The organism is Streptomyces sp. NPDC093149, assembly GCF_044754145.1.
GTDB lineage: Bacteria > Actinomycetota > Actinomycetes > Streptomycetales > Streptomycetaceae > Streptomyces.
The window spans coordinates 111,258-134,638 of the sequence record NZ_JBIVON010000008.1 but is presented as its reverse complement, the minus strand read 5'-3'; the positions used below and the strand labels follow the sequence as shown (position 1 = coordinate 134,638).

General features: G+C 67.8%; 17 protein-coding genes and 5 pseudogenes. 11 read left to right on the top strand and 11 right to left on the bottom strand.

Annotated elements, in window-relative coordinates; translation table 11 throughout:
* Positions 1-669: 669 nt before the first annotated feature.
* Positions 670-1,578, top strand: coding sequence for an MBL fold metallo-hydrolase (locus ACIQCZ_RS24290; RefSeq protein ID WP_402284782.1), 909 nt, complete (start codon positions 670-672; stop codon positions 1,576-1,578).
* A gap of 141 nt (positions 1,579-1,719) precedes the next feature.
* Here the strand turns inward: ACIQCZ_RS24290 and ACIQCZ_RS24285 are convergent.
* A pseudogene (locus ACIQCZ_RS24285) lies at positions 1,720-2,052 on the bottom strand (transposase); the annotation flags it as partial.
* A gap of 101 nt (positions 2,053-2,153) precedes the next feature.
* Here ACIQCZ_RS24285 and ACIQCZ_RS24280 point away from each other — a divergent pair.
* Positions 2,154-2,612: an NUDIX hydrolase gene (locus tag ACIQCZ_RS24280; protein ID WP_402284781.1), complete on the top strand. Its 459-nt coding sequence runs from the start codon at positions 2,154-2,156 to the stop codon at positions 2,610-2,612.
* 17 nt (positions 2,613-2,629) lie between these two features.
* On the opposite strand, the pseudogene ACIQCZ_RS24275 reads toward ACIQCZ_RS24280, so the two are convergent.
* Positions 2,630-3,543, bottom strand: a pseudogene (locus ACIQCZ_RS24275) (IS982 family transposase).
* Between the two features lie 70 nt (positions 3,544-3,613).
* Here ACIQCZ_RS24275 and ACIQCZ_RS24270 point away from each other — a divergent pair.
* Entirely contained in the window at positions 3,614-4,003 is a 390-nt protein-coding gene (locus tag ACIQCZ_RS24270) for a hypothetical protein (RefSeq protein ID WP_327275178.1), read from the top strand.
* Between the two features lie 588 nt (positions 4,004-4,591).
* On the opposite strand, the gene ACIQCZ_RS24265 is transcribed toward ACIQCZ_RS24270, so the two are convergent.
* Positions 4,592-7,384, bottom strand: a complete 2,793-nt coding sequence (locus tag ACIQCZ_RS24265; protein ID WP_402284780.1) for an AfsR/SARP family transcriptional regulator — start codon at positions 7,382-7,384, stop codon at positions 4,592-4,594.
* Positions 7,385-7,561: 177 nt separating this feature from the next.
* Between ACIQCZ_RS24265 and ACIQCZ_RS24260 the strand changes: the two genes are divergently transcribed.
* A complete protein-coding gene (locus ACIQCZ_RS24260; protein ID WP_402284779.1) occupies positions 7,562-8,899 on the top strand; it encodes an RICIN domain-containing protein in 1,338 nt (445 codons plus the stop codon).
* An 845-nt stretch (positions 8,900-9,744) separates the two neighbouring features.
* Here the strand turns inward: ACIQCZ_RS24260 and ACIQCZ_RS24255 are convergent.
* Both ACIQCZ_RS24255 and ACIQCZ_RS24250 read right to left on the bottom strand, forming a co-directional pair.
* Positions 9,745-10,331, bottom strand: a pseudogene (locus ACIQCZ_RS24255) (exonuclease domain-containing protein).
* Between the two features lie 687 nt (positions 10,332-11,018).
* Positions 11,019-11,492: a MarR family transcriptional regulator gene (locus ACIQCZ_RS24250; protein WP_402284778.1), complete on the bottom strand. Its 474-nt coding sequence runs from the start codon at positions 11,490-11,492 to the stop codon at positions 11,019-11,021.
* A gap of 1,387 nt (positions 11,493-12,879) precedes the next feature.
* Here ACIQCZ_RS24250 and ACIQCZ_RS24245 point away from each other — a divergent pair.
* The 3 genes and pseudogenes from ACIQCZ_RS24245 to ACIQCZ_RS24235 all read left to right on the top strand — a co-directional run.
* The gene (locus ACIQCZ_RS24245; protein ID WP_402285053.1) at positions 12,880-13,320 is read left to right on the top strand and encodes a HEAT repeat domain-containing protein; all 441 of its coding nucleotides are present in this window, start codon (positions 12,880-12,882) and stop codon (positions 13,318-13,320) included.
* Between the two features lie 255 nt (positions 13,321-13,575).
* Entirely contained in the window at positions 13,576-14,112 is a 537-nt protein-coding gene (locus ACIQCZ_RS24240; RefSeq protein ID WP_402284777.1) for a VOC family protein, read from the top strand.
* A gap of 143 nt (positions 14,113-14,255) precedes the next feature.
* Positions 14,256-14,513 (top strand): annotated as a pseudogene (locus ACIQCZ_RS24235) (transposase family protein); the annotation flags it as partial.
* On the opposite strand, the gene ACIQCZ_RS24230 reads toward ACIQCZ_RS24235, so the two are convergent.
* From ACIQCZ_RS24230 to ACIQCZ_RS24220, 3 genes and pseudogenes are all read right to left on the bottom strand, one after another.
* Positions 14,473-14,736, bottom strand: coding sequence for a transposase (locus ACIQCZ_RS24230; protein WP_402284776.1), 264 nt, complete (start codon positions 14,734-14,736; stop codon positions 14,473-14,475). The pseudogene ACIQCZ_RS24235 and the gene ACIQCZ_RS24230 sit on opposite strands and share 41 nt — an antisense overlap.
* 592 nt (positions 14,737-15,328) lie before the next feature.
* A complete protein-coding gene (locus ACIQCZ_RS24225; RefSeq protein ID WP_402284775.1) occupies positions 15,329-16,261 on the bottom strand; it encodes a heme o synthase in 933 nt (310 codons plus the stop codon).
* Between the two features lie 417 nt (positions 16,262-16,678).
* Positions 16,679-17,224, bottom strand: a pseudogene (locus ACIQCZ_RS24220) (helix-turn-helix domain-containing protein); the annotation flags it as partial.
* A 29-nt stretch (positions 17,225-17,253) separates the two neighbouring features.
* Between ACIQCZ_RS24220 and ACIQCZ_RS24215 the strand changes: the two are divergent.
* The 4 genes from ACIQCZ_RS24215 (at position 17,254) to ACIQCZ_RS24200 (ending at position 20,357) form a co-directional block, all read left to right on the top strand.
* A complete protein-coding gene (locus ACIQCZ_RS24215; protein WP_402284774.1) occupies positions 17,254-17,730 on the top strand; it encodes a MarR family winged helix-turn-helix transcriptional regulator in 477 nt (158 codons plus the stop codon).
* Entirely contained in the window at positions 17,723-18,664 is a 942-nt protein-coding gene (locus tag ACIQCZ_RS24210) for an SDR family NAD(P)-dependent oxidoreductase (RefSeq protein ID WP_402284773.1), read from the top strand. The genes ACIQCZ_RS24215 and ACIQCZ_RS24210 overlap by 8 nt, the downstream gene beginning before the upstream one ends.
* Positions 18,661-19,266, top strand: coding sequence for a TetR/AcrR family transcriptional regulator (locus ACIQCZ_RS24205; protein WP_402284772.1), 606 nt, complete (start codon positions 18,661-18,663; stop codon positions 19,264-19,266). Before ACIQCZ_RS24210 ends, ACIQCZ_RS24205 begins: the two co-directional genes overlap by 4 nt.
* A 731-nt stretch (positions 19,267-19,997) precedes the next feature.
* On the top strand, positions 19,998-20,357 hold the full coding sequence (locus tag ACIQCZ_RS24200) for a hypothetical protein (protein ID WP_402284771.1): 360 nt from the start codon (positions 19,998-20,000) through the stop codon (positions 20,355-20,357).
* 19 nt (positions 20,358-20,376) lie between these two features.
* Here the strand turns inward: ACIQCZ_RS24200 and ACIQCZ_RS24195 are convergent, their stop codons facing one another.
* The 3 genes from ACIQCZ_RS24195 to ACIQCZ_RS24185 all read right to left on the bottom strand — a co-directional run bounded on the left by ACIQCZ_RS24195 (position 20,377) and on the right by ACIQCZ_RS24185 (position 23,323).
* Positions 20,377-20,589: a hypothetical protein gene (locus tag ACIQCZ_RS24195; RefSeq protein WP_402284770.1), complete on the bottom strand. Its 213-nt coding sequence runs from the start codon at positions 20,587-20,589 to the stop codon at positions 20,377-20,379.
* Positions 20,590-21,402: 813 nt separating this feature from the next.
* Positions 21,403-22,221 (bottom strand): DUF2690 domain-containing protein, encoded by an 819-nt coding sequence (locus tag ACIQCZ_RS24190; protein ID WP_402284769.1) that lies wholly within the window; start codon positions 22,219-22,221, stop codon positions 21,403-21,405.
* A 91-nt stretch (positions 22,222-22,312) separates the two neighbouring features.
* Positions 22,313-23,323 (bottom strand): teichoic acid biosynthesis protein C, encoded by a 1,011-nt coding sequence (locus ACIQCZ_RS24185; RefSeq protein WP_402284768.1) that lies wholly within the window; start codon positions 23,321-23,323, stop codon positions 22,313-22,315.
* Positions 23,324-23,381: the final 58 nt, after the last annotated feature.

Here is a 23,381-nt window from a genome sequence, read left to right as displayed (position 1 = left end):
GTCGGCGGCCGACAAGGGCAGGCCAACGAACGTTGACTTGGTGGTCATCGAATCCGCTGGGCAGCCATTGAGTGGACGCGTAGCGGTGGGGAAGTCGGCTCGAGGCGTCGGAGGGCGGCTTACGCGCCTTGTCGCCCCTCGGCGCGGCTACCGCCTCCGAGGCGTCCGCTCCAGGGGCGGTCCGGTGGCCCGACCGCCGAGGGCGGTGTCGTGTTCCGTTGCACCTCAAGGCTGCCTCGCCCCCTGTAGAAGCCGCCGCCATCGGACTCCATCGGGCACCAGAGCTCTTGGGGAGATGTGGTCTGCGTGAGAAGCCACCAGCCGGGTCGAGGACCTCCCGATGCCTGCAACAACTCCTGCGCAGCCGTGCATCCCCTGCCACTCTGGATACGACCCCATCGGACTTTTCGGCGGTGTACGGCGGGACTCCGCACGGGCCTGCGCCCGCACCGTTCAGCCGGCCGACGGGGCACGGGCTCAAGGATCGTCGCCCGCTCGGCCGACTCGGCCTCGAAGAGTGGCGGCAAGCCGGAACGGCCATCGCCGCCAGCGACGAGCCCGCCGTCCCCGGCCCCGACCTCCTGGGGTCGAACAGGCCCCGAACGTCCTCCGTTCACACCCACATCGCCACGCCCGTCCGCCGGACGGAACCGCGAAGAGGAGATCACCGTGACCGAGTTCAAGCCTGTGCCTGACTTCGCCCTCGGGCCGGACATCCCGGAGTCCACCGGGTATGCCGTCACCAACCTGGGCGGTGATGCCTACCTCGTCACGCAAGGGATGATCAACACGATGTTCCTGGTGACCAAGAATGGCGTCGTGCTCGTGGACGCCTCGCCGTTCCTCGGGGACAAACTGCTGGAGGCCATGGAGTCGGTCACGCCCAAGCCCCTTACCCACCTCATCTACAGCCACGCGCACGCCGACCACATCGGGGCCGCTCACCTGCTGAACCGGGACGGCCTGAAGATCATCGCGCACGAGATCACCGGCGACCTCATCAAGGAGGCCAAGGACGACCGGCGCCCGCTGCCCACCGAGACCTTCAGCGGCTGGCACACGGAGATGGACATCGACGGGGTCCGGTTCGTCCTCGACTACACGAGGGACTGGCATGTGGCCGGCAACCTGTTCATCCACCTCCCGCAGCACAGGCTCATGGGAGCGATCGACAGCTTCACGCCGAAGAGCGCACCGTTCTTCCGGCTGTACTTCTCCGCGCACGTGCCCGCGTACTACGAGGCCATGAACGAGTTGCTCGAGTACGACTTCGACACGATCGTGACCGGCCACATGGCCCTGCCCGGCACCCCCGAGGACGTGGCGACGAACCGCGAGTTCATCCGCGACCTCCGCACCGCCGCCGCCGAGGCGCTGCGGACGGTCGACCTGAAGGAGAGCGCGGCCGCTGCCAAGGTTCCGCACAACAACCGACAGGCCGAACTGAAGGTCTGGATGGACGCGGTCGTCACACGCGCGGCGGAGCTGATGCCTTCCTGGGACGAGCGCCTGGCAGGAACCGACATCTTCCTGCGTGACAACCTCAACGCGGTCGCCTGGAGCGTCTTCATCGACTAGGGAGCGTCCGGGTGATCATGTGCGGAGCCAGATGGCCAGGGCTGCGAGGGTGACGGTTCCGAGGAAGTAGCCGCGTTTGTCGTAGCGGCTGGCGACGGCCCTGAACGCCTCGGCACCGGGGGGCAGGAGTGGTGTCCTGCGGGCGCCGGCCGCGTCCTGGTGGGTGCGCATCACGGTGGAGTCCACCGAGATGTCCCAGTCGATGCCCCGTCGGCATCGGCGACGGCCAAGGTCTGTTGGAACAGCCGCTCCCAAGTGCCGTCGGCCGACCACAGCCGGTGGCACTCATACGCTGTCTTTCAGGGGCTGAACCGTTCCGGCAGGTCCCGCCACGGCACCCCGGTCCGCACCCGGTGCAGTATCCCGTTGATCACTTGCCGGTGGTCGCGCCAGCGGCCGCACCGGTTGTTGCTCACCGGCAGCAGCGTTAAGCCGCTCCCACTCCTTGTCCGACGGCTTTCCCCGCCTCGCCATGCTCCGGGCAATGCGCCAAGGTTGTGATCGGATACGGGCCCTACAGTGGGGTGATGGCTGCAGACTAGCACCCCAACGTCATCGTCGACAGCGGTGTCGAGGTGCCGGTGCCCGCCGACGGCGAACTGTGGGCGGTAGGCGCGGTGATCCTCAACGGGCAGGGCCGGGCCTTCGCCCAGAAACGCGGCCCCCACCGGCGGCTGTTCCCCGATTGCTGGGACATCGTGGGCGGCCACGTCGAGCCCGGTGAGGACCTGTTGGACACGCTCATGCGGGAAGTCGAGGAAGAGACCGGCTGGCGTCTGCGCCGAGTCCGACGACTGCTCGGCGTCACCACCTGGACCGGCGACGACGGCGACGGGATGCGGCGCGAGGCCGACTACCTCGTCGAAGTCGACGGCGACTTGGACCATCCCGCCATGGAATGGTCCAAGCACACCACCTACCACTGGTTCGGGCCCGACGACCTGACCCGGCTCAAGGAGAACCGCGCCCCCGGGGAGTTCCTCATCCACGATCTAGTTGCCGCCGTACTACAAGATCGCCCGGACACGTGCTAGATGATCTATCCAAGGGGTCAGTGATCGTAGGCGATCAGTGAGCGTAGGACGGTTTGTCCGGTCGCGTCGTTGTGCCAGATCGCGGCGGTCAGCGCGAGGATGCGTTGCATGACGCGGGTTATGACACCTCCGGGTGTGCGCCCTCGGTGCCGTTCGAGGTCAAGCTGTCCCTTGAAGGTCTCGTTGATCGATTCGATGACCTGCCGCAGCTGCTTGAAGAGGGCGGCACCAGGCCGTTCCCGTTCGCCTTTACGGGCAGGCCGCAGCAACTGGACTCCATGCTGGGACAGTTCGCGTTCGAAACCACGGCCGAAGTAGTTCTTGTCGTCGATGAGAGTCTGTCGGGGGCGCTCTCGCAGAAGCTCGCATTCGGCGGCCAGGAGGTCGAGGAGGGTCTCGCGTTCGTCGGCCTTGGCCCCGGTCAGGACGAAGGCGATGGGCAGGCCCTGAAGGGTGCACAGCAGGTGCAGGCGCAGGCCCCAGAAAAGCGGCTGTGGCTGGCGCAGTAGCCGTATTCGGCCCAGCCTGCCAGGTCGGAGCGTTTGACGGTCTCGCGGGAGCGGCCGCATTCCACCGGGGTGGAGTCCACGAGCCATACGTCGTCGCTCCACACCGAGGTGGTGGTGGCCAGGATCCGGTTGACGCTTCGCATCAGACCGGCGGCCTTGCGCAGCCGCTTGTTGTAGCCGGGCTGCTGGGGCAGGTAGGGGAAGAGGTGGCGCAGGTGGGCACGGGCATGGCGGAGCCATTTGGCCTCGGAGGTGTAGCCGAGTATGGCCTGCATCGTGGCGAGGGTGACCGGTTCGGCATCGCTCAGGCGGGGCGTAATGCCGACCGGCGGGCGCCACGGCGCCAGCCCAGGATGCTCCTTCAGGATGTCGTCGGTCGTCGCATAGAGTGCTGTCGCGAGGGTGCCCACGTCGTTCGTCACAAAACGATCTTGGACACCCTCGTTCTCGTCTCCGCAGGCACCCCTTGGACCACACCACCAGGAGGAACCAGTGTCATACCCGCAACTGCTCACCCCCGAGGAGAGGCTCGCCGACGCGAAGAAGCTGTTGAGCCTCCCGCGTATCGTCGTGATCTGCGGTTCCACCCGCTTCATGACCGAGATGAACGAGGCCGATCTGCGGGAGACCAAAGCCGGAAAGATTGTCGTCAAACCGGGCTGTGATATGAAGTCGCCGCACGAACTTTGGTCCGATCCCGTCGAGGCCGAGGCGCTGAAGGTTCGACTCGACGATCTGCACCGGGCGAAGATTCGGCTCGCTGATGAGGTGCTCGTAGTCGGCGACTACATCGGAGACAGCACCCGAGCCGAAATCGCCTACGCCCGGTCGCTGGGCAAGCCCGTGCGGTTCACGCACCCCGAAGTCGACCCTGACGCCTGACCGCCCGCTGCCACCTCGACAACCAGGGCCGGCAGCCTGCCGCCTGACCGTCTCGCGGTGGCTTCGGCCACCGCCCACCCCACACCCTCCGCAGGCATCCCTTGGAATTGATCATCTAGACCGAAGGCCTACATGACGAGGGGCGAGCCGCGGCATGTCGATCCGTGCGCGAGGCGTGCGCCACGGAAGCCCGGCCCTGTTCGAGCGCGCTCCGGCACTCAGCGGCAGAAACCCGGGCTGGCGCTCCCGACGCGTCGGAGACGGCACGGAGTCGAGCACGCGCAGCTGATGTCCGGTGATCCGGCGGGCCCCGCTCAGCGGCGAGGGCGCGGACGCACCCGCCCGTCCTCTTCCGCGCCCCGGCATCCTTGGGTTGGAGCTGCCGTACCGGCTCCCCACGGAGAGGCTGGCGTGACCCGGCAGTGGGCTTCGGGGTGCTGCCGGCCCCAGGCATCCTGGCCGGTGCCCACGCGAAAGCGATGGCTGCGGCAACTTCCTTCTGCAGCTTGCCGGATGCGGCACCACCCTGGCCGCAGCCGCAGCCGCAGCCGCAGCCGCAGCCGCATAGCCCGTGCCCGGGATGCGGGGTCAAGCCCCCTGTCCGCTGGTCCTCGCGCCGTCCTCCGCCTCCGCCTGTGACCGGTCACCCGACTTGGCCGTTCCGCTCAGTGTGGCCCCCAGCCGGATCACTCCCTCGGCCCTGACCAGCGATGTGCCGTGGGCGTCCACTTGACGCATCAGTGGTGTCATCAGGGGGAGCCCGGAGGGCGGCTGGTCCGCGCCCACGGCAACGTGCAGCCGGGCCACGAACCGGGCGAGGCCGGCAGGGCTGGCCGGGTTGTCCATGTCGCCCGCGTACCGCTCGGCCCTGGCCATCGTGACTTCCGACTCCTGCACGCGTCCGGTGGCTCGCAGCACGAGTGCCAGCAGCACCCCTGACATGTGAAGGCGTTGGTGGCTGTTGGTGGCCTCCGCCCAGCGGAGCGCGGCGCGCAGGTCCGCCTCCGCCGCGGCGTAGTTGCCCACCAGACATGAAAGCCAGGCCCGGGTGTGCAGCGCCCTGGCCCGGTACTCGGGTTGGCCGGCCTCCCCGGCCCGGCGGGCGGCCGATCCGGCGAGCCGGCAAGCCTCGTCGTAGTGACCACGGCTCGGGAAGAGGCTGCAGACCGCGATCAGCATCAACAGGTCCACGGCCATCCGCAGGGCGTCGGGGACCGACGCCAGCGACTGCTCCACGGCAGCGGTCAGCACGGCGTGCTCCGCGCGGAACCAGGTCCGGGCCTGATCGGTGTCCTCGAAGGCGATGCCCGTGTGGTCCGCCGGGTGAAGCCAGGCGGGGGAGGGGGTGTTGTCCGGCAGAGCCGTGTGTGCCACGTGGACCGCGCTGCCGTAGAGGAGGGCCAGGACCCGGCGCAGCGCCTCCGTCCGGTCCTCGGCGCGCTCCATGGATTCGGCGTGGCCTCGGCCGTAGAGCCGGAGCAGGTCATGCAGGCGATAGCGGCCCGGGGCGGGGGACTCCAGCATCCCGGCGTCGACCAAGGCCTCGGCGAGGTCCTCGGCTGTGTGCACCTCCGTGCCGAGCAGAGCGGCAGCGACCGGCAGCGGCAGGTCGGGGGTGTCGAGGAGGGACAGGAAGCGAAAGGCCCGGGCCAGGTCGGGGGGCAGGGCGTCGTAGCCGAGCCGGAAGGCGGACTCCACCATGTGGTCGCCGTGGCTCAGTTCGTCCAGTAATACGCGGGTGTCGGTCAGCCGCGCGCCGAAAGCGCGTAGGCCCTGGCAGGGGAGGGCGGCGAGGCGGGCACCGACAATACGCACGGCGAGCGGCAGGCGGCCGCAGGAGTCGACCAGGTCCCGGGCGGCTTCGGGCTCCGCGGCCACTCGTGCGGCACCCGCGAGCGTGCCGAGCAACGACACCGCCTCGGCCTCGGCGAAGATGTCCACGGCGAAGGAGCGGGCGCCGGGTACGGCGAGATGAGGAGCCCGGGTGGTGACAAGTACCGCGGATCCGGCGGTGCCGGGCAGGAGCGGGCGGACCTGGGCGGCGTCACGGGCGTCGTCCAGGACGAGCAGCACACGACGGTCGGCGAGCAGGGTGCGCAGCAGCGCTGCCCGCTCTTCCCTGTCCAGCGGCAGCCGTTCGGGCGGGGTGCCGAGCGCGGAGAGGAGATCGGCGAGCACACCGGCCGGATCCGCCGGATGGGAGCCTGCGCGCAGGCTGACGTACAGCTGGCCGTCGGGGAAGGCCTCGCGCAGGCCGTGTGCCACATGGACGGCGAGCGCGGTCTTGCCTACGCCGCCGATGCCGGTGACGGTCGCGATGACGACGGCCCGGCTGTGCCCGGGGCGGGCCTTGAGCAGGTGCGCCCCGATCTCCTCGACGAGCCGACCACGCCCCGTGAAGCAGCCGATGTCGGAGGGCAGCGGTGCGGCGGTCATCACCGTGCCGCCTCGCGGAGTGCCGACGATCGCGGGTGCGCCGGGCCGCCGGTCCGCGCCCATGGACGACTGCCGCTGGAGCCCGAAGGCGCCTGCCAACCGGTCCGGGCGGAGGGGTGGGGCCGCGGGACGGACGTCGGTGCCCACGGGCCACGCGGGGGAACGCACCGTGTGCCCCGCGCGGAGTCCGCGATGCAGTTCCGTTAATTCCGCTGACGGCCGCGTCCCCAGTTCCCGCTCCAGGACTTCGCACGCCTCGTCGTACACACGAGCGGCGTCTGCCTGGCGTCCGGCGCGCTGCAGCGCCAGCATGAGCAGCCCGTGCGACCGCTCCCTCAAGGGGAACTCCTTTACCACTGATGCTAGTTCGGACACGGCCTCCTCGTGCCGTCCCAGGTCGACGGCTGCGGCGTACAGGTCTTCGCGCGCCGCCAACAGGGACTCAGTCAACTGCTCGCGGTGGTGCTTCGCCCAGGGCCCTGGCACCCCGGCCAGAGCGATGCCCCGCCAGCGTCCGACCGCGCGTGACAGCCGCTCGTACACGACCTCGGCAGAATCGCGCCGGTCCGCGGTCTCGCGCGCGAACACCTCGCTGTCCACGTCCACCGCCGACTCCAGGAACCGGTAGCCGCCCTCCGCGGCGACGATCGACCGGCTTCTGGACCGCGCGGGCCGGTCCGGTTCCAGGGCCGCGCGTAACTGGGAGACATAGGTGCGTACCGCCGAGGACGCGCAGCGCGGCGCGGCAGTCGATCCCCACACGCCTTCCACCAACTGCCCGATCGTGACGACGTGCCCACGCCGCAGTACCAGCATCGCGAACACCGCCTGCTGCTGCGGCGGTCCGAGCGCTATCCGCTCACCGCCACGCCTTGCACCGACCGGCCCCAGCAGACGCACCGTCAGATTCTTCGACGGTCCCTGTGCCTGTTCAAACCCCCGCATGACCGCACCCCTTGGCCAGGATGGTAGCCGTGTCCCTTCCCGAGCACGCCCTGGAACACGCCGCCGCCTTCCCGTCGCCTCCCCGCCGCGACGTTCATCGAACGTTGAGCTCTTCCTGGCAACCCGCGCCGAGCCTTGGACAGCCCGCAACGACATCCGACGAAACGGAGCGGATCCATGAACCACACCATCGGCAGATGGAGCAGGGCCGTCCTCGGCCGCTTCCTGCCCGTACTCGCCTTGGCCGGCCTGCTCTCCGCCGTCCTCACCGCGCCCGCGCACGCCGAGCTGCCCGACGGCGGATGGGGCGAGCGCCACCTCGACGAGGTCACCCTGTTGGGCAGCCACAACGGCTACGCCAACGGCCCCGACGGCATGAGCGCGCCGTTCACCAACCAGACGTACTCGCTGCGCGACCAGCTGTGGAACCAGGGCGTGCGCGCCACCGAACTCGACGTCTATGACTACAGCTACGGCACGGGCGACGACCGCCCGCCCTTCGCGCGCACCGGCCACGGTGAGGTGTTCCGCCAGTGGGGCCGCCCGCTGGCCGACCACCTGAGAACCATCGTCGACTTCCTCAACAGCAACCGACAGGAAGTCTTCGTCCTCACGCTGGAGGACAATGCCTCCAAGGACCTGCTGGCCGAGGCCTTCGACTCCGTCCCCGGCGCCCGCTCGATGATGTTCGACCCGCACGCCTGGAGAGTCGACTCAATCGGCTGGCCCCGCGTCCAGGACATGGTCAATACCAACCAGCGGCTGCTGGTCCTGTCCGGCAAGGTCGACCGGGAGGACATCGGCATCTTCCCCATGAGGGACTGGACGATCCAGAACCACTACGACAACGGCATCCGCCAGTGCACCGACCGCAGCGGAGACGGCATCTCCGACCCGCTGGACGTCGGCGGGAGGTACGGCGCGAGCGGACAGCGGGCATTCCAGAAGCTGTTCTTCAACAACCAGTTCAGCTCCCGTACCTACGACGACTTCTACCAGACGGTCAAGACTGCCTGCGAGTCCGCCACGCACGGGCGTATGCCCAACATGATCTCCACCGACTGGATCGGCTATGACAATCAGGACGCGTGGCGGTTCGTGAACGACACCGACAAGGGGGTGGGTTGGAACGTGGGCGGCCGCGACCTCTGCCTCGACGTGGAGGGAGGCCGCAGCGACAACGGCACTCCCGTACAGATCTACTCGTGCAACTGGACCAACTCGCAGGCGTGGAGCCGCGTCCCGATCCTCAAGCAGAATGTGTTCGAGATGCGTGCCTTCGGCAAGTGCCTGGATGTGGCCGGCGGGTCCACGGCCAATGGCACCCGGGTTCAGCTCTACGACTGCAACGGCACCGGTTCGCAGCTCTGGTGGCACGACAACCGAGCCCTGCGCAACCCCATGTCCGGCAAGTGCCTCGACGTGCCGTCCGGTGACTTCAGCCCGGGGCGCGACCTTCAGCTCTACGACTGCAACGGCATGCCGTCCCAGGCCTGGGACTGGCGCATGGTCTGACCCGTTGAGCCCGGCCACCGGTCACGTTCCGTTGGTCGGGCTCAGCCTGTTCGGTCGACGGTCCGCGGCGGCGGCAGACGGCTGCAGCAGCGCCGCCAGAAGAGTCCGGTCGCCGTTGCTGTGACAGGAAGGGTTCACCGGTTCGCGACGCCCGGCACGGCACTTCGCCGTGTTGCCGCATCATCCGAGTGCATCCGGTACGAGGTGGGGGCTGTCGGCCATCTGCCCCTCGGTCAGTTCGAAGGACGGAAGGCGGCAGCGCCGCTCGGCGGCGAGGGGGACCTTGCTGGTCAGTTCGCCGCGCGAGCGGCCCGGCCGAGCAGCCTTCAGACGGACCCGGCGTCTGCGCCGCAGTCGTCGCCGCTCGTTCTGCCGGGGGCGCCAAGCTCGCTGCTGCCCCAGACGTCCTGCGCCTGTCGTTCCTTTGCCCGGCTCCTTTTTCATCCGCAACGGCCTCTTCGAGGGAGGCCGGTACCTCCTCACGCACCACCGCCCCGGCCGCGTGGTGGTGGGCGCGGGCAACTGCGGAGTCCACGCTGACCAGCGACAGGTTCACCTGCCCCCGCCGTGCCGCCTCGGCGATTACTGCGTCCATCAGCTGCTCGAAGACGCCCGCATCCCGCCACACGGTGGTAGACGGTCTGCCAGGCGCCGTGGTCGGCCGACCTGTCCCGCCAAGGGCTGCCGGTGCGGAACCATCAGATCACGCCTTCGAACTGCGACCGCAGCCGCTCGGAACATGTACCGTTCCTGCCTACCGGCAGAAACGGTGCGAGCAACTCCCTTTCTGCGTAGCTGAGTTCGGTGGTGAATGGACCGCAAGCCTTGATTCGACGGAACGCTTTCTAGACGACTGTGGCCGTGACTGGCCATGCCCCGCGGCCCAACAGATCGACGACGATTGCGGCGATGTTCCACGCGTCGTCCTCGCCGCGGTGATGGCGTCCCTCGAGCGGCAGTCCGGCGATCTGCAGGGCGTGGTCCATGCCGGGTTTCTTGCGCAGCCCGTAGGCCGCGGCGAATACGGCCTTGGCGTTGGTGTGGGTGCGCTCCGTGGGATAGCCGAATGGGTACGCCACCCCGTCGGCCTGGCTCTGCCGAGCGAATTGCCGGCGGTCGTACTCGCCCCAGCTCGCCCAGGGGCGCTCACCGGCCTCGTACTCCTCGACGAGGATCCGGCATGCCTCGGCGAAGGTGACGCCCCGTTCCACCTCGGCCTGCGTCAGTCCGGTCAGTTCGGCGCAGAAGTCGCTCACCGCCGACCGGGCAGGACGGACCAGGACACGGTGCCGGGACACGCGGCGTCGTCCGACACGTCCACGACGGTGAGACCGATCTCGATGATCTCGTTCACGGAGCCGGGCGGCGGCTGCCCGTCCCAGCAGGTGGCTTCCACATCGATGACGTTCAGCAGGGCGGATTCGTCGCGCATGGGGCCGAGGGTAGGGATGCGCGCCCGGTCCCGGCACCGCGGACCTCTTCGAGCCGGACCTCACGCCTTGATCTGAAACAAGGAGCTGTCCCGTAATCCCCGGCAGGCACGCGACGACAGCTACGGCACCTCGCCGCGTTGCCGCATCATCCGAATGCATCCAGTATGCGGACCTCCCTCCGCCTTGCGATGCATCGCATCCGACGCCGCGCTATGAACCACCGCGGATTACGGGACAGCCCTTGGCCGCTGAGCTTGTCCCAGACGCCAACGATGGGCCCACCGAGCTGGATGTGCTCTCACCACCAGATTGGGCAGTCGGTCGAGGCGAAGCTCTTGCGGGGCCCCTTCAAGGGCCGATGATTCTGCAGCCGGTAGACCGGTCTGCTACCGAGATCCGGCGCCTGGACCTGCCACGGACAGGCACTGCGGGAAGGCTGTTCAGCATGGACGGTGATCGAAAAGATTGGTTGCCAGGCCGACCTCACCGCCGGCCATAGGGGGAGTAGATCGGCGTATGCCTCCGCACAAGCCGGACGGGAGCTGACCATCGCACAGGTTTGCCCCGGAGGTAGCGGCACCTGGAGGTAGAGCGTCCGCTCGATGTTCAACCGGGACTCCGAGGCAATTGCGCCCCGATTCGAAGGCTCGCGATCCCCCAACGAATTCGGCTGGTGCAGGGGGTGACTACTCGGTGTCTGATCGAGACGAAGCAGCGCGCTGACGCCACAGCGCCTCTCCAAGCCGAGTGAGGGCGCCACCGAGATCCTTCCATTCATCCTCGGCAAACACGTCGTGGTCGTACTCGGCGAGGAGCTGGTTCGCGCGCTCTATCGCTTCGACGCCTTGATCCGTCAACTCGATCACCGCCGCGCGGCCTTGGCCCACGCCACCGACCGTGACGACATAACCTTCGGTGATCAGCACTTCAATAATCGGGTGCAGGCTCTGCACTTTGATGCCTGCACGCCGTGCCAGCGCGCTGAACGAAATTCCCGGATCCGCCCGCAGATGCCCCAGAAGACCCAGTCGGCGTAGGGACAGGCCCATCGCCTTCAGCCCGTCCTCGACTCGCGCTTCCAAAGATCGCGCCTGCAGGATCAAGATCATCGTTGGACCCATCGGATACCGTGCCGAGCCGCCATCTTTCGCTTCTGCCATTCACGCCTCCTTGTGGGCCGCCCTCGACCTCACCGCACCGGAACCTGCAGGGATACTGTATCTTGTTGCTCGTATGTCGGTTCTCCTTCGGCGTCTCGCTCGGCCTCGTTGTTACGCTCGTCGACTGCTCAGGCGACGAGCTGCGGGACCCGAGTCCGGCGCCTGCCGTGCCGGGATCTCGCCCAGTGAAGCGGTTTAGCCCATCGCCGTCCGGAACCGCGCGGGTCTCTGCTTGAAGCGCGCATCTGCTGGTAGTGACTCTCTGGACAAGGGGCAGGTAACCGCACACATCCCGGGCGTTGGAGCCACCCTCGCCCTGCGTCAATTCGCCTCCGCCAACGAAGAACCAGCAGCGGCTGCGCGAGCCTGACCTCACTGCACAAAAGACACACCCTGCAGTCCATGAACCTCGGCGCCTGCGTCTTCCTCCGACCAAAGACCACGCGGGAAGAGACGCCCTGAGGTTCCCAGCAGAATGTCGGCAGAACCGAGACTTCCTCATCCGATCAGGAAGCCCCAAAAACGGCCTCCAGTGCGACGACTTCCCCGGGGCGCACTGGAGGTCCCACCATGAACATCCTCTCGACCACCCAACGAACGCGATGATGGAGTCCTTCAGGGTCCGGGTTCAGGTTGAACTGCTCAACCGCAGACGGTGGCGGACACGCCTGGAGCTGTCCACCGCTCTTCGAGTACCTGGAAATCTTCCCATAACCGCCGGCGCAGCCACTCCGCGCTGGGCATGCTCAGCGCGGAGTGGTACCAACTCCGCCCCCGCCAGTAGCCTGAAACCAAGCAACTCGACTCCACCCAAGGCAGGGTATTCCGGAGCCTGCACCAGACCCGCAGCGGTTCACGGCCAGTTCCCCGCCAGGGACCTGATCCGCGGCTGGCTGAAGGCGGGCATGAATGACCGCGGCCGGTTCGCACCGACCGAGGAGGGCACGCCTCACGGCGTGATCAGCCCGCTGTTGCTGAATGTTGCTCTGCATGGAGTGGGACAGGCCGCAGGGTGCAAGTACACGATTCGCTTTTCCGGGCGCTCGATGACCGCCGGTGCACCAGTCGAGCAATGCTCAGAACTTGTGGATCGGTGCGGGGAGGGACACGGAGGGCGTACCTTCCCCGAATGATCCTTTGATGGTCACCGAGTGGGCCCGCGTTCGCAGCGTGGGTCGGGAAGGCCCGCCCGTGCTCAGCGTAGTCACCGACGACGGCTCCACCCAGCCCGCCTCCCTGATCGACGGGATCGTCGGCGAGGGCTCGTCGAGTCCGCCCAGGCGCGATGGCGCGCGATCACCGGCGCCCACCTGGTGCCGCTCGTCCGTGCGGGAGCCCGGTTCGAGAGCGGCGTGGTCGCGCGGTCCGAGGTGACAGCGTGAAGGACATGTCCGCTGCACTCGAAGCTCTGACCGACCGCGATCCGGGCCGGCGGGACGTCGCAGCCGCCTCGCTCGGGGATCTCCTGCGCGGCACCGCCCTCGACGCCGATACAGCCCGCCTCGTCGTCGGGCGTCTGGTCAGTCTGACCGTCAACGAACCCGTCACCCGGGTCCGGGAGTCCGCTCTGAACGCGGTCAGTGAGGCGTTCAACCATCACCGCCTGCCCCTTGACTTCCTCAAGCCGCTGGCCGCTGCCATGCCGACGATGGAGACCGAGATCCTTGGCCACACGATCTACATCCTCGGTGCCACGCACGCCCCCAAGGCGCTACCGGTGATCGAGCCTTTCCTCAACCACCCCGACCAGGACGTGCGCGAGGAAGCCCGTCTTGCCGCAGCTGAGATCACCGCCTCAAACCCAGAAGACGCCACCCACAACTCTTGACGATTGCTCGCCGGTTTTTCCGATGGCGCTGGCCTGCACCCTGCACCCGCTCCTGAAGCAGGAACAGCCGACGTGAACGTTTTCCAACCTCAGGATGACGGTGCCAGGGGTCCTTGGCGGGGTTTGGCAAGAGCAGCGCGAGCAGTCGTGAGATAGCGCTGGTTGCGACCCAAGCTCACTGCTGTCCAGGACAGGTGCTGACCTAATTCACGCCTATCGTCGTTGCCTGCCACCAACTTCAGCGAAAGGACCGCGATGCCCGAGCAGACCAGCGCCGCGCCGGAGGGCTACACCACCGTTGCGCCCTGGGTCGTCACCGATGACACGGGGGCCTTCCTCGACTTCGTCACCCAGGCGTTCGGGGGTGAGGAGCTCGGGCGGGTATCGACCGAGGATGGCTTGATCGGTCACGGTGAGATCCGAGTTGGCGACACTGTCGTGTTGGCCTTCGACCGACATGCGGACTGGCCCACCATGCCGAGCCTGCTGCGCGTGTTCCTCGCCGACGCGGACGAGGCGTTCTCACAAGCTGTCGCGGCCGGCGGCCATGTCGTCACTTCCCTGGCCGACGACGCCTTCGGACAGCGCGGAGGGCGTATCAAGGACCCCTTCGGCAACATCTGGTGGGTGGTCAGCTGCGTTGAGGACGTCTCTGAGGACGAGATGTGGAAACGCCTGCAGGACCCCGTCTATGCCGAGGCCATGCGCGTGGCTCAGGAGACACTCGACGCCGAGCTCAGTGGTCGACACCACGGGCGCAGCAGTGCACCCATCAGGACAACCAGCCCATGATGCCGGGGTTCGCATGCGCCGGACTCATAGCCGAGGAGCGGTTCGATCCTGCTTCGGCAGCTTGCCAGTTGGCCTGACACAAGGGTGAAATCCCTGGTAGATGGGTTTTCGACCAAGAGATCCGTCTCTACCAGAGGCTTCACGTGCTTGTTTACCCGTCCGGGCCGGACGTGTCCAGTTCTGCCCTCCGCTTCCTCTCCGCCTGTCTGCGGGAACACCGCCGTGGTCTCGGCGCACGGTGGCGGCGCCTGAGCGCAGGTCGGCAGGCCCTGCTCGCCCTCGCCCATCTCCGCAACGGTCATCCGTATGTGCAGTTCGGGGCCGGGTTCGGCGTGAGTACCACCACTGGCTACCGCTATGTCACCGAGGCGGTTGAGGTCCTGGCCGCCCGCGCCCCGACGCCACCTGCCCGAGCAGGACCTGGGCGGCGGCGCGGTCGCCGATGTCCGCGGCGGTGACCATCACCGCGAGCAGCAGGCCGAGGGTATTGACCACGACGTGTCGCTTGCGGCCGTTGACGAGCTTGCCGCCATCGAAGCCGCGGCCGTCCGCACCGACGATGGCATCCGCCTTGACGTACTGCGAGTCGATCACGGCGGCCGTCGGCTCCGTATCCCGGCCCAACCTCTCGCGGACCTGCCCCTCTCATGCCCGCGACCAGCTGCGACCACCCGATCGAGACTCCTGTTCGACGCTCACCCCTCAAGAACGGAACGACAACAGCTCCTTACGAGCTGGCGCATGGTTGCGGGTGATGTGTTTCTGCTGGTGGGTGGCCTGATCCAGATGTGGCGATCACGGTTGATCGAGCGGTTCTCGCACAGCAGTTGTTTGTTCATGGGGATCTCTCGGCATCATCTCGCTTGCCTGGTCGAGGAGTTGGCCAGGCCGTGGCAGGCTGTTGTCGAAGGGCGCCGTCACGAAGCACGCGGTGGGGCCAGGAAGCGTGCGGCAGGGGCAGGCGTTCGGCACCAACTGGTCTTCGTTGACCGGCTGACGGTCACACTCATTCACCTGCGACACGATCTTCCGCGGTCTTCGGAGTCTGCGGCTGGAAGGTATCCAGGGAACGTCGACGCGGCGACCGTCGGCGGACCGATGAACAAGATCGCGGCCGTCACATGGACGACGAGAAGGGTGATTCCCACCATTCGCCTTTCGATTTGCACTGCGGATCAGGCTGGAAGAATGAGATCGCGCCATGGGATTCCTCGGCTCAGAGCGTCAGATGGAGCAGGGGGTCTATGGCGACCGCGACGAAGACGAGGGCGAGATAGGTGATCGAGCTGCGGAATACGCGCATGGGCCGGTCACCCGCCGCGTCAGATGTGCGGGTTTGCCAATAGAAGCGCCAGGCGTCGCAGAGGAACCAGCTACCCGACGCGACGGTGACCACCGAATACAGCAGTCCCATCCCGGCGACCGGGATGAGCACCATCGAGCACAACACTGTCGCGAACGCGTAAATGGCCACCCGCGCGGCGACGTGGCGTGTGCCCCGCGTAGCTCCGAGCATCGGTATGTCTGCGGCGCGATAGTCGTCGCGGTAGTTCACTGAGAGCGGCCAGTAGTGGGCGGGCGTCCAGAGGAAGACCAACACGAAGAGCACGACCGCTGGCCAGGAGAGCGTGTCGGTCACCGCGCTCCACCCGATGAGCGCGGGAAAGCAGCCCGCGATTCCTCCCCAGACGATGTTCTGCTCAGTCCGGCGCTTGAGCAGCACCGTGTACACCACCACATAGAAGAAGATCGCGAACGCGGACAACGCAGCCGACAGCAGATTGACGGTGATGAGGAACCACGCAGTCGATGCGACGGCGAGAGCCCACGCGAATGCAAGCCCAGCGCGAGGCGACACCTCACCGGTCACGAGAGGGCGCTTCGCCGTCCGCCTCATCCGCGCGTCCACATCCCGGTCGAGATACATGTTGAACGCCGCAGCCGCCCCTCCGCTGAGTATCCCGCCAGTCACGGTCGCGGCAATCAGCCACAGATCGGGAATCCCTCGCTGGGCAAGCACCATCACGGGAGCTGTCGTCAGGAGCAGCAGCTCCAAGACGCGCGGCTTCGTGAGCTCCACATAGGCCCAGATCCGGCGGAGAAGAGGGCGACGGCCTACAAGTGCCGGCCGTCCTGCGAGTTCGTGCATCTGATTCGACCCTTCGTGCATGCCTCTTCGTAGAAATCACTTGCAGTCTAACTGCAAGCAGAGTCGCCATCCGCACGCGCGGTCACGACCTCCTGTCATGAGGGACTGCGCAAGGCAACGGGCAGCGGAGTGAAGACGGAGCGCATGTGCGACCCCCGCTTGGCGACCGGAGGCACTGCCGCGCTGGAGCCGACGCGATCCATGGCGTCGGCTCCGGCCGGCTCCACCATTGATGGCAGGTCGCCGACGCGAGCGGCGTTACTCATTGCTCACGAAGCGGCAATGGTTCCCGGCGATCTGCCCGCCGCTTTCCATCGAGCACCCCCGCAGTACGGGCCGACGCCCCTGCGCGCGCTTTTCCGACGGCACCTGCCGAGCGCCAGGAGCTCCCGCACACGGAGTCGGAATCGTCCGTCCGGAGAACGCGGCCCGATACTCGGACGCGACACGTCGAGGATTCTCCGAAAATGCAGGCGGAGGTCGGATCCGGTTCCCGATCCGACGCGCTCGGCGATCTGATCGACCGGGAGCTTCGTGGCTTCCAGGAGTGCTCGGGCAGAGTCGACTCGAGCACGGAGGCCCCACTGCGGCGGCGTCTCGCCGGTCTCCTCGGCGAAGCGGCGCATGAAGGTGCGTAGCGACATCCGTGCGTGCGTCGCGAGATCGGTGACTGCGGGCGGTTCGTGCAGGCGTGTCAGTGCCTACTCTCGGGTCGCTGCGAGCGTGTCGCCATGCGGTGCCGGGCTGCTTCGGGGAAGGTGCTGAGCCTGGCCGCCGCTCCGATAGGGCGCCGTCACCAGACGGCGGACGATGTCGTTCGCCACGCTCACGCCGAGGTCGCGCCCGGACGATGTGAAGGCACAGGTCGATGCCTCCCGCGACGCCGGCTGATGTGAGGACCGAACCCTCATCGACGAACAGAACATTGGGCTCCACCGCGATGCCCGGATGGCGCTGCGTCAGCCTTCCTGCTCGCAGCCCTCGACAGGCGCGTGCGCGACGACGTCGAGCAGGCACTGAAACCGACCGGATACACCCTGCGGCACCTCGCCGCTCTCGGACATCTGCGCCGCGAACCTGGCTTCTCCTGCAGAGAGTTGGGGCGCCCGGCGGGGATTACAGTGCAGAGCGCCCAGGTCGCCGTCCGCCGGCTTGAGGAACGGGGGGCCGTCGAGCGGCGCACCGAAGCAGGTCGCGGCCGCACCACCGAGCTCCACATCACCGAAGATGGCATGCGACTGCTGGCCGCCGGTCGGGATCCCTACGCCGCGGCCGACGCGGGCCTGCAGGGCGCACTCGGCCCCGACGCCTGCCGCCATCTCGCCGGATTGCTGCTCCAGGCGCTCTCCGCTCGCGCCGGCTGCCCCCCCACGCACGGTTCGGCGGCGAGCCGTCCACCGCGCCGCGCCGAGACGTTACGGTATCGAGTACCATTTGGAACTCGATACCGAGGAGTCTGCCATGGATAGCCGGACCATCGTGTTGACCGGAGTGACCCGCGGTTTCGGCCGCGAGTCCGTCGAGTTGCTGATGCGGGAACGGCCGCAGAACCACTACGTCGTGCTGGCCCGCCGCGGCGAACGCCTCGCTGCGGAACTCGCTGAGGCCACCGGCGTTTCCGCGGTCACAGGCGTGGATTGTGACCTCGCTTCGCTCGCCGAGATCAGGCGGGCGGTGGAGGAGATTCTGCGTGGGCTCGACACCGGGTACCTGCCGCCACTCGGTGGCTATCTCGGCAACGCCGGCCTGACGGTCACGACGACCGAGAAGCGCACCACGGACGGGTACGAGATGACCTTCGGGGTCAATGTGCTGTCCCACTATCTGCTCGTCAGGGAGCTGCTGCCCCGGTTTACCGGTCCGGGCTGGGTCGTGCTTACGTCGAGCGACTGCCACTTCGGGCGGTTCCGCTATACGCTCGGCGCCACGCCGCCGCCGCGCTGGGAGACGCCGGAACGACTGGCCACGCCTCGTGCCGGTGGCGCGCGGCAGGCCGGGCGGGCGTACGCGACCAGCAAACTCGGCGTCATCTACCTGGCCCACGCGCTGGCCCGCCGCCTGCCCGAGAGTATCGGCGTCTACTCCTACAACCCGGCGCTCGTCGCGGGCACCGATTTCTTCCGCCACGCCCCGGGGCCCGTGCGGGGCGTGCTCAACGGATTCTTCCAGCTTCAGCGATTCCTCGGCCGGGGCATGACGCCGCAGCAGGCGGGCGCCCGGCTCGCTGAGACGATCCTGACCGGGCTGACCGCCCGGACCGGGTCCTACCTCGATCGCGGCCGCAACGTCCCGTCGTCGCCGGAGTCGCACGACGAGGCCCGCGAGGAGGAGCTGTGGCGCGAGGCCGCCCGCCTCGTCGACGCTGACCGCCGGGCGGGACGGGCGGATATCCTGGCCGAATGAACACGAACACGGTTCCGGTGGAGTCATTGCGGGACCGTAAACGCCGCCAGACCCGGGAGCGGATCATCGAGACGGCCTTCGCGCTCTTCATGGAGCGGGGGTTCGATGTCGTCACCGTGGACGAGATCGCCCAGCAGGCCGAGATCGGCCGCACCACCTTCTTCCGCTACTTCGGCGACAAGCAGGAAGTCGTCTTCTCCACCGAGGACGACTTCCTGCGCGCGCTCACCGCGGCCATGCACGATGCGCCCGCCGAGCCGCTCCAGGATCTCGCGCAGGCACTGGCCACATCTCGGCGACTGCTGCTCGCGATCTGCACCGAGGCCGCCCGCAACCCCGGCCACTACGCGGTTTACCACCGTCTGGTCAAGCAGCACCCCGAGCTCGAAGACCGCCACACCCGTAAGACCCGGCACTACGCCGACCTCCTCGAGAAGTACCTGATCGACCACGGCACCCCGCCGGCCACCGCCGTCCTCGCCGCCCAGTTGACCATCGCCTGCTACCAGGCGGCTTGGCGCCTCGGCAGCCACGACGCGACGGCGGTGCTCCGCGAGGCGAATGACGCCTTCGACCTCCTGCTGGCCGCCACCGCCGCATGACCGGCGGGCCGGCCTTCGCTCGGCCGGGACATGCGCCACCTCGCAGTGGACTCGATCACCAGTCCAGCACTCGGGCAGATACAGTTCCCGATCAATCAGCGTGTGCCCCCGCCGGGTCGCGTACGTCGCGAACACCCCGATCCGACAGTTCTCCACCTGCTCGGGGGCTTGTCATTGAATAACTGTCCCACGGTCCTTCAGCCGCTCCAGGGCGCGGGCGGGCGCTCCGGGCAATGGTGTGACGGTGATTTTGTGCAGGTCCAGGAGACGGGGCCCGTCCTGGAACTGATTGGACAGGTTGATGCGGGTGATGGGACGTCATGCACCACACCGTTCACCAAGCCGGCCTCGACCCCGACAGGCTGTCCTTCGCCCGCCCCCTTCGCATCGCTCGCCGCCACCTCACCGACCGGGCGGCACCCTCCGCCCACGACTCAGTCGGTCCCTGACTCACGCCATCCGTGAGCTGTTAGAACGACTCCTGCCACCCCGCATGCAACGTTCCAACCCCCGTGTCATCAAACGCAAGATGGCCCCAACTGGCGCCTCAAACACACCCACCACCGCAACACACCCCGACCGTCCGCAGCAGCAATCACACTGGTCCCACCCACCAAACCAACCAGCAAGCGCCAGAAAAACACCTAAATCACCGGTATTGCATGTAGGGCATGTTTCAGAGACCGAACCCACCAAGGTCGAGAGCTTGATCGGTTACTACAGTCACCTGCATGGCAGCACCAGTGATCCAAGCGATTGAGGCTAATGGGACGACCTGGGACGACCCGTCCGAGGAACAGCTACACGACTTGCTGGCCGACATGACCCTTACGTGGCGGTTTGTCATCGTGAAGCGACTCGACCTGGAACCTGTCGACCAGCATTACATGCAGGTCTATCTCAACGACGACCTGAGCTACCAGGTGGAATACCGTGACGGAGGGCCGGACAGGCACTTCCAGGCATGGGTACCCCACGAGGATTCGGTCTTCGCGGTAGAACCTGTGGCTGAGGTGCTTCAGGGCTGGGCCTATGGGCGACCCGGTTGGCGTGAGGCCCTTCCCTGGGTCCCGTGGTCACCAGCACAGTGATGCGCCCGCCACCACCCCGTCACAGCCACTCGTTGATGGCTGCGACCAGGACGGTCGCTGCGTAGCGGACGGCAAGCTCGTCATATCTCGTGGCGACCGCGCGGTGGCGTTCGAGGCGATTGATCCCGCACTCCACCGCATGGCGCTCTTTGTAGTCGGCCGGGCCGAACTTCGGCGGACGGCCACCGCGAGAGCCGCGCTTCTTGCGGTTGGCAATCTGATCGAGCTTCACCGGGATAGTGCAGCGGATCCCTCGTCGACGCAGGTAGGCGCGGTTCGCTCGGGAGCCGTACGTCTTGTCGGCGCGGACCTTGTCCGGCCGAGTACGAGGCCGACCGGATCCGAGCCGGGCACGCGGATGCGGCCGAGGGCAACCTGGAACTGCGGGGAGTCTCCACACTGCCCGCCCATGATCACCAGCAACATCGGCTTCCGGGCCTGCTCAACCGCCAAGTGCAGCTTGGTGGTCAGCCTGCCCCGGGAGCGTCCGAGCCCACCACACGGTCTTGATCCACTTCTGAAAGCTAGTCCCACCTGCACAGATGAGGTCTTCGGCGTGGCAGGGACAGCGGGGGAGAAGCTGGGAGTCACCAAGTAGACCGGGTTCTGCTCCGAGTGGGACCGGTGAAAGGGGCCTGACAGGCGAACGACCAGGTCGGTCGTCCTCGCCGTCCAGCCGATCAGCTTCGACTTGCTCCGGGCCTGCCGCAAGGACGGCCCCGGTTTGCCGCTCCCTGCGAGCGGCCGGATACCCGCTGGAGGCGACACGGGGGAGACCTGGGCCGTGGTGCCGGGCCGAGCTGGAGCGGACGCTGTACCAGAACACCAGCGATGTGGTCGGTGGGCTCCCCGGTGGGTTGCCGGGGCCTCGTCATGGCTGGTCGGTCGTATCAGGCGATCTTGATCCCGCTGGCACACCGGCCAGGCGGCGGAGAACAGCCTGTCGGGCGTCGGTACCCGGATCTACCCGCCGCATCCTCCGCCGTAGGGCTTCATGAAAGCTTCAAGGGCCCACCCGCACAAGGCACATGGGTGGAGGAGAGCCTCAGCGGGCCTCCGACAGATCCGCGGAGAGCCGTACGGCCCCGGTGCAGGCGAGTCGGTCCGCCACCTCGACGCATGCCTCGGCCCCCTTCGGGCTGGTCGCGGGCAGCATCGGGCTGCTTTTGCCGTGCGTCACCCTGTCCCGGCGCGAGGCGAGCAGCTCGTCCGCTCCGGATCGGATCGAGACCTCCAGGGCGCCATCGCGCGTGTCCGTCTCCACCTCGGACCAGACGGTGGCGCAGGACGGGCTGAACCGGAGTCGTACGGCGTAGGCATCCTCGGTGACGGTGCTCTCAGTGCGGGCATCCCGGTCGCAGTGGGAGGAGCTCGGATACTGGCCCCGGCAGCTTTCCATGCGGCAGGTCGCCGCTTGCCGCTCCGGGCTGCCGCCCGACAGGGCCGGGGCACCCACGGCGCAGGCCACGGCGCCCAGCGTGGCGGAGACGGCCAGCACGACGGCCGTCCGCAGCCGTCGCGTCCGGGCAGTTGCGTCGAGCGGCAGCCGCGGCGCAGGGGGCTGGGGCGCCGTGCTCAGTGGTCTGGTCTCGGCCCGGCAGGCGTTCTCCCACAGGGCGACCAGCGGCGCCATCTCCGTGCCGCCGAGTCGCCCCAGCGCCTCGACAGCGGTACGCGGCGGGAGCTTGACGCCGTTGAGATATCGATGCCATGAGGATTTGCTGTGGGCGGTGCGTGTGGCCAGCGCGGCCAGGCTCAGCCCGGTCTGCTGTTTGAGGTCACGCAGCCGCTCCACCAGCAGCAGCCCGTCGGGGCCGAGTGAGTCGGGCAGTTGCTGCCGGCGAGCCGTCGCTTGCTCCTTCATGCCGTTCCCAATCCTTCTCTCAGGCATCCGGTTCATTCCGGATCGCGTGATGTGTGCCCTGGGGTCGGGGCGGCCACACGCGCGGCCGGAGTCATCGGGCGATCGGCTTGTAGTACAAGGAGAAGGTGCGGTGCGAAGGTTGGCCCTGGGTGAAGCCAAGGCACAGCCAGGGCCCGCCCCGGCGCAGCACAGCCAGGCCCTCCGGCTCGCGCGGGTAGAGCCCTCTCGCAGTGTGGTCCAGCACCTGCTGCACCACGCGTCCGGTACGAACGTCGATACGGAACAGGCGGACGTCGCCGGCCGAGCCGGCAGGGTTGTCAGCGCCGTATCCGTGGCCGAGCAACTGGTAGGCGTACGGGCCGTACAGCGCCATGCCCTGGAAGGGGAGCCCCAGTTCGGCGCCGGGCTGGGCGAAGTCGATGACGGGCCGGAAAACCCCGGCCGCGAACTGATTGAGCCCGTACACCCCGTAGCGCGGCATGCCGCCCACCCTGTACCGCAGCAGCAGCCGGTCGTGCGCAGGGTCGAGGGCCACCTGGTTGTTCGTGGTGCCGGGGAGCGGGCGATACGTGGCAATCGTGCGGCTGGCGCGGGTCAGCACCCGGCCCGCGGTGAAGGTGAAGCGGCAGATACCGCGGCCGTTGCCGGAGCCCGGCTGTGCGTCCCACTCCGTCCACAGAGCGCCGGCACGGCGGGCCGCGTCCTCCACACCGAGGGCGCTGCCGTGACCGAAGCCCAGCAGGTACATATCGCCGGTGAGCGCGCCGCCCATGGTGAGCCGGTTCAGGCACATGTCGCCGCGGGCCGCGCGCTCGGCACGGGTGTACGCGCGCGGCTCACCCGGCAGCCGGACGCCGCCCTCCATGACCTGGAGCGCGTACATGTGGCCGTGCCGCTCGTCGAAGGCGAAGGACTGAAGCACCGTGGAGTGGTGCAGCCGTACACCCTGGAGCCACGGCTTGCCCGCCGGCGCCAGGTCGGCCGGCTGGTCCCTCGGCTGGGCCTCTGCCCTGCCGGCGGGGAATGTGGCGGCCAGTGCGACCGCAGCTCCGAGGCCGAGAACGGATCTGCGGCCCGGATCGGACGGAAGGGAAAGGGACATGGGGTCTCCTCGCTTGCTCGTGAGCTTCGTGGAACGGGCCCGCCCGCCCCGTGAGCGG

Excerpts from the sequence above, each read along its gene's own strand:
- ACIQCZ_RS24265 (WP_402284780.1), bottom strand. The coding sequence starts at position 7,384 with ATGCGGGGGTTTGAACAGGCACAGGGACCGTCGAAGAATCTGACGGTG.
- ACIQCZ_RS24260 (WP_402284779.1), top strand. The coding sequence starts at position 7,562 with ATGAACCACACCATCGGCAGATGGAGCAGGGCCGTCCTCGGCCGCTTC.
- ACIQCZ_RS24250 (WP_402284778.1), bottom strand. The coding sequence starts at position 11,492 with ATGGCAGAAGCGAAAGATGGCGGCTCGGCACGGTATCCGATGGGTCCA.
- ACIQCZ_RS24245 (WP_402285053.1), top strand. The coding sequence starts at position 12,880 with ATGTCCGCTGCACTCGAAGCTCTGACCGACCGCGATCCGGGCCGGCGG.
- ACIQCZ_RS24240 (WP_402284777.1), top strand. The coding sequence starts at position 13,576 with ATGCCCGAGCAGACCAGCGCCGCGCCGGAGGGCTACACCACCGTTGCG.
- ACIQCZ_RS24225 (WP_402284775.1), bottom strand. The coding sequence starts at position 16,261 with ATGCACGAACTCGCAGGACGGCCGGCACTTGTAGGCCGTCGCCCTCTT.
- ACIQCZ_RS24210 (WP_402284773.1), top strand. The coding sequence starts at position 17,723 with ATGGATAGCCGGACCATCGTGTTGACCGGAGTGACCCGCGGTTTCGGC.
- ACIQCZ_RS24205 (WP_402284772.1), top strand. The coding sequence starts at position 18,661 with ATGAACACGAACACGGTTCCGGTGGAGTCATTGCGGGACCGTAAACGC.
- ACIQCZ_RS24200 (WP_402284771.1), top strand. The coding sequence starts at position 19,998 with ATGGCAGCACCAGTGATCCAAGCGATTGAGGCTAATGGGACGACCTGG.
- ACIQCZ_RS24190 (WP_402284769.1), bottom strand. The coding sequence starts at position 22,221 with ATGAAGGAGCAAGCGACGGCTCGCCGGCAGCAACTGCCCGACTCACTC.
- ACIQCZ_RS24185 (WP_402284768.1), bottom strand. The coding sequence starts at position 23,323 with ATGTCCCTTTCCCTTCCGTCCGATCCGGGCCGCAGATCCGTTCTCGGC.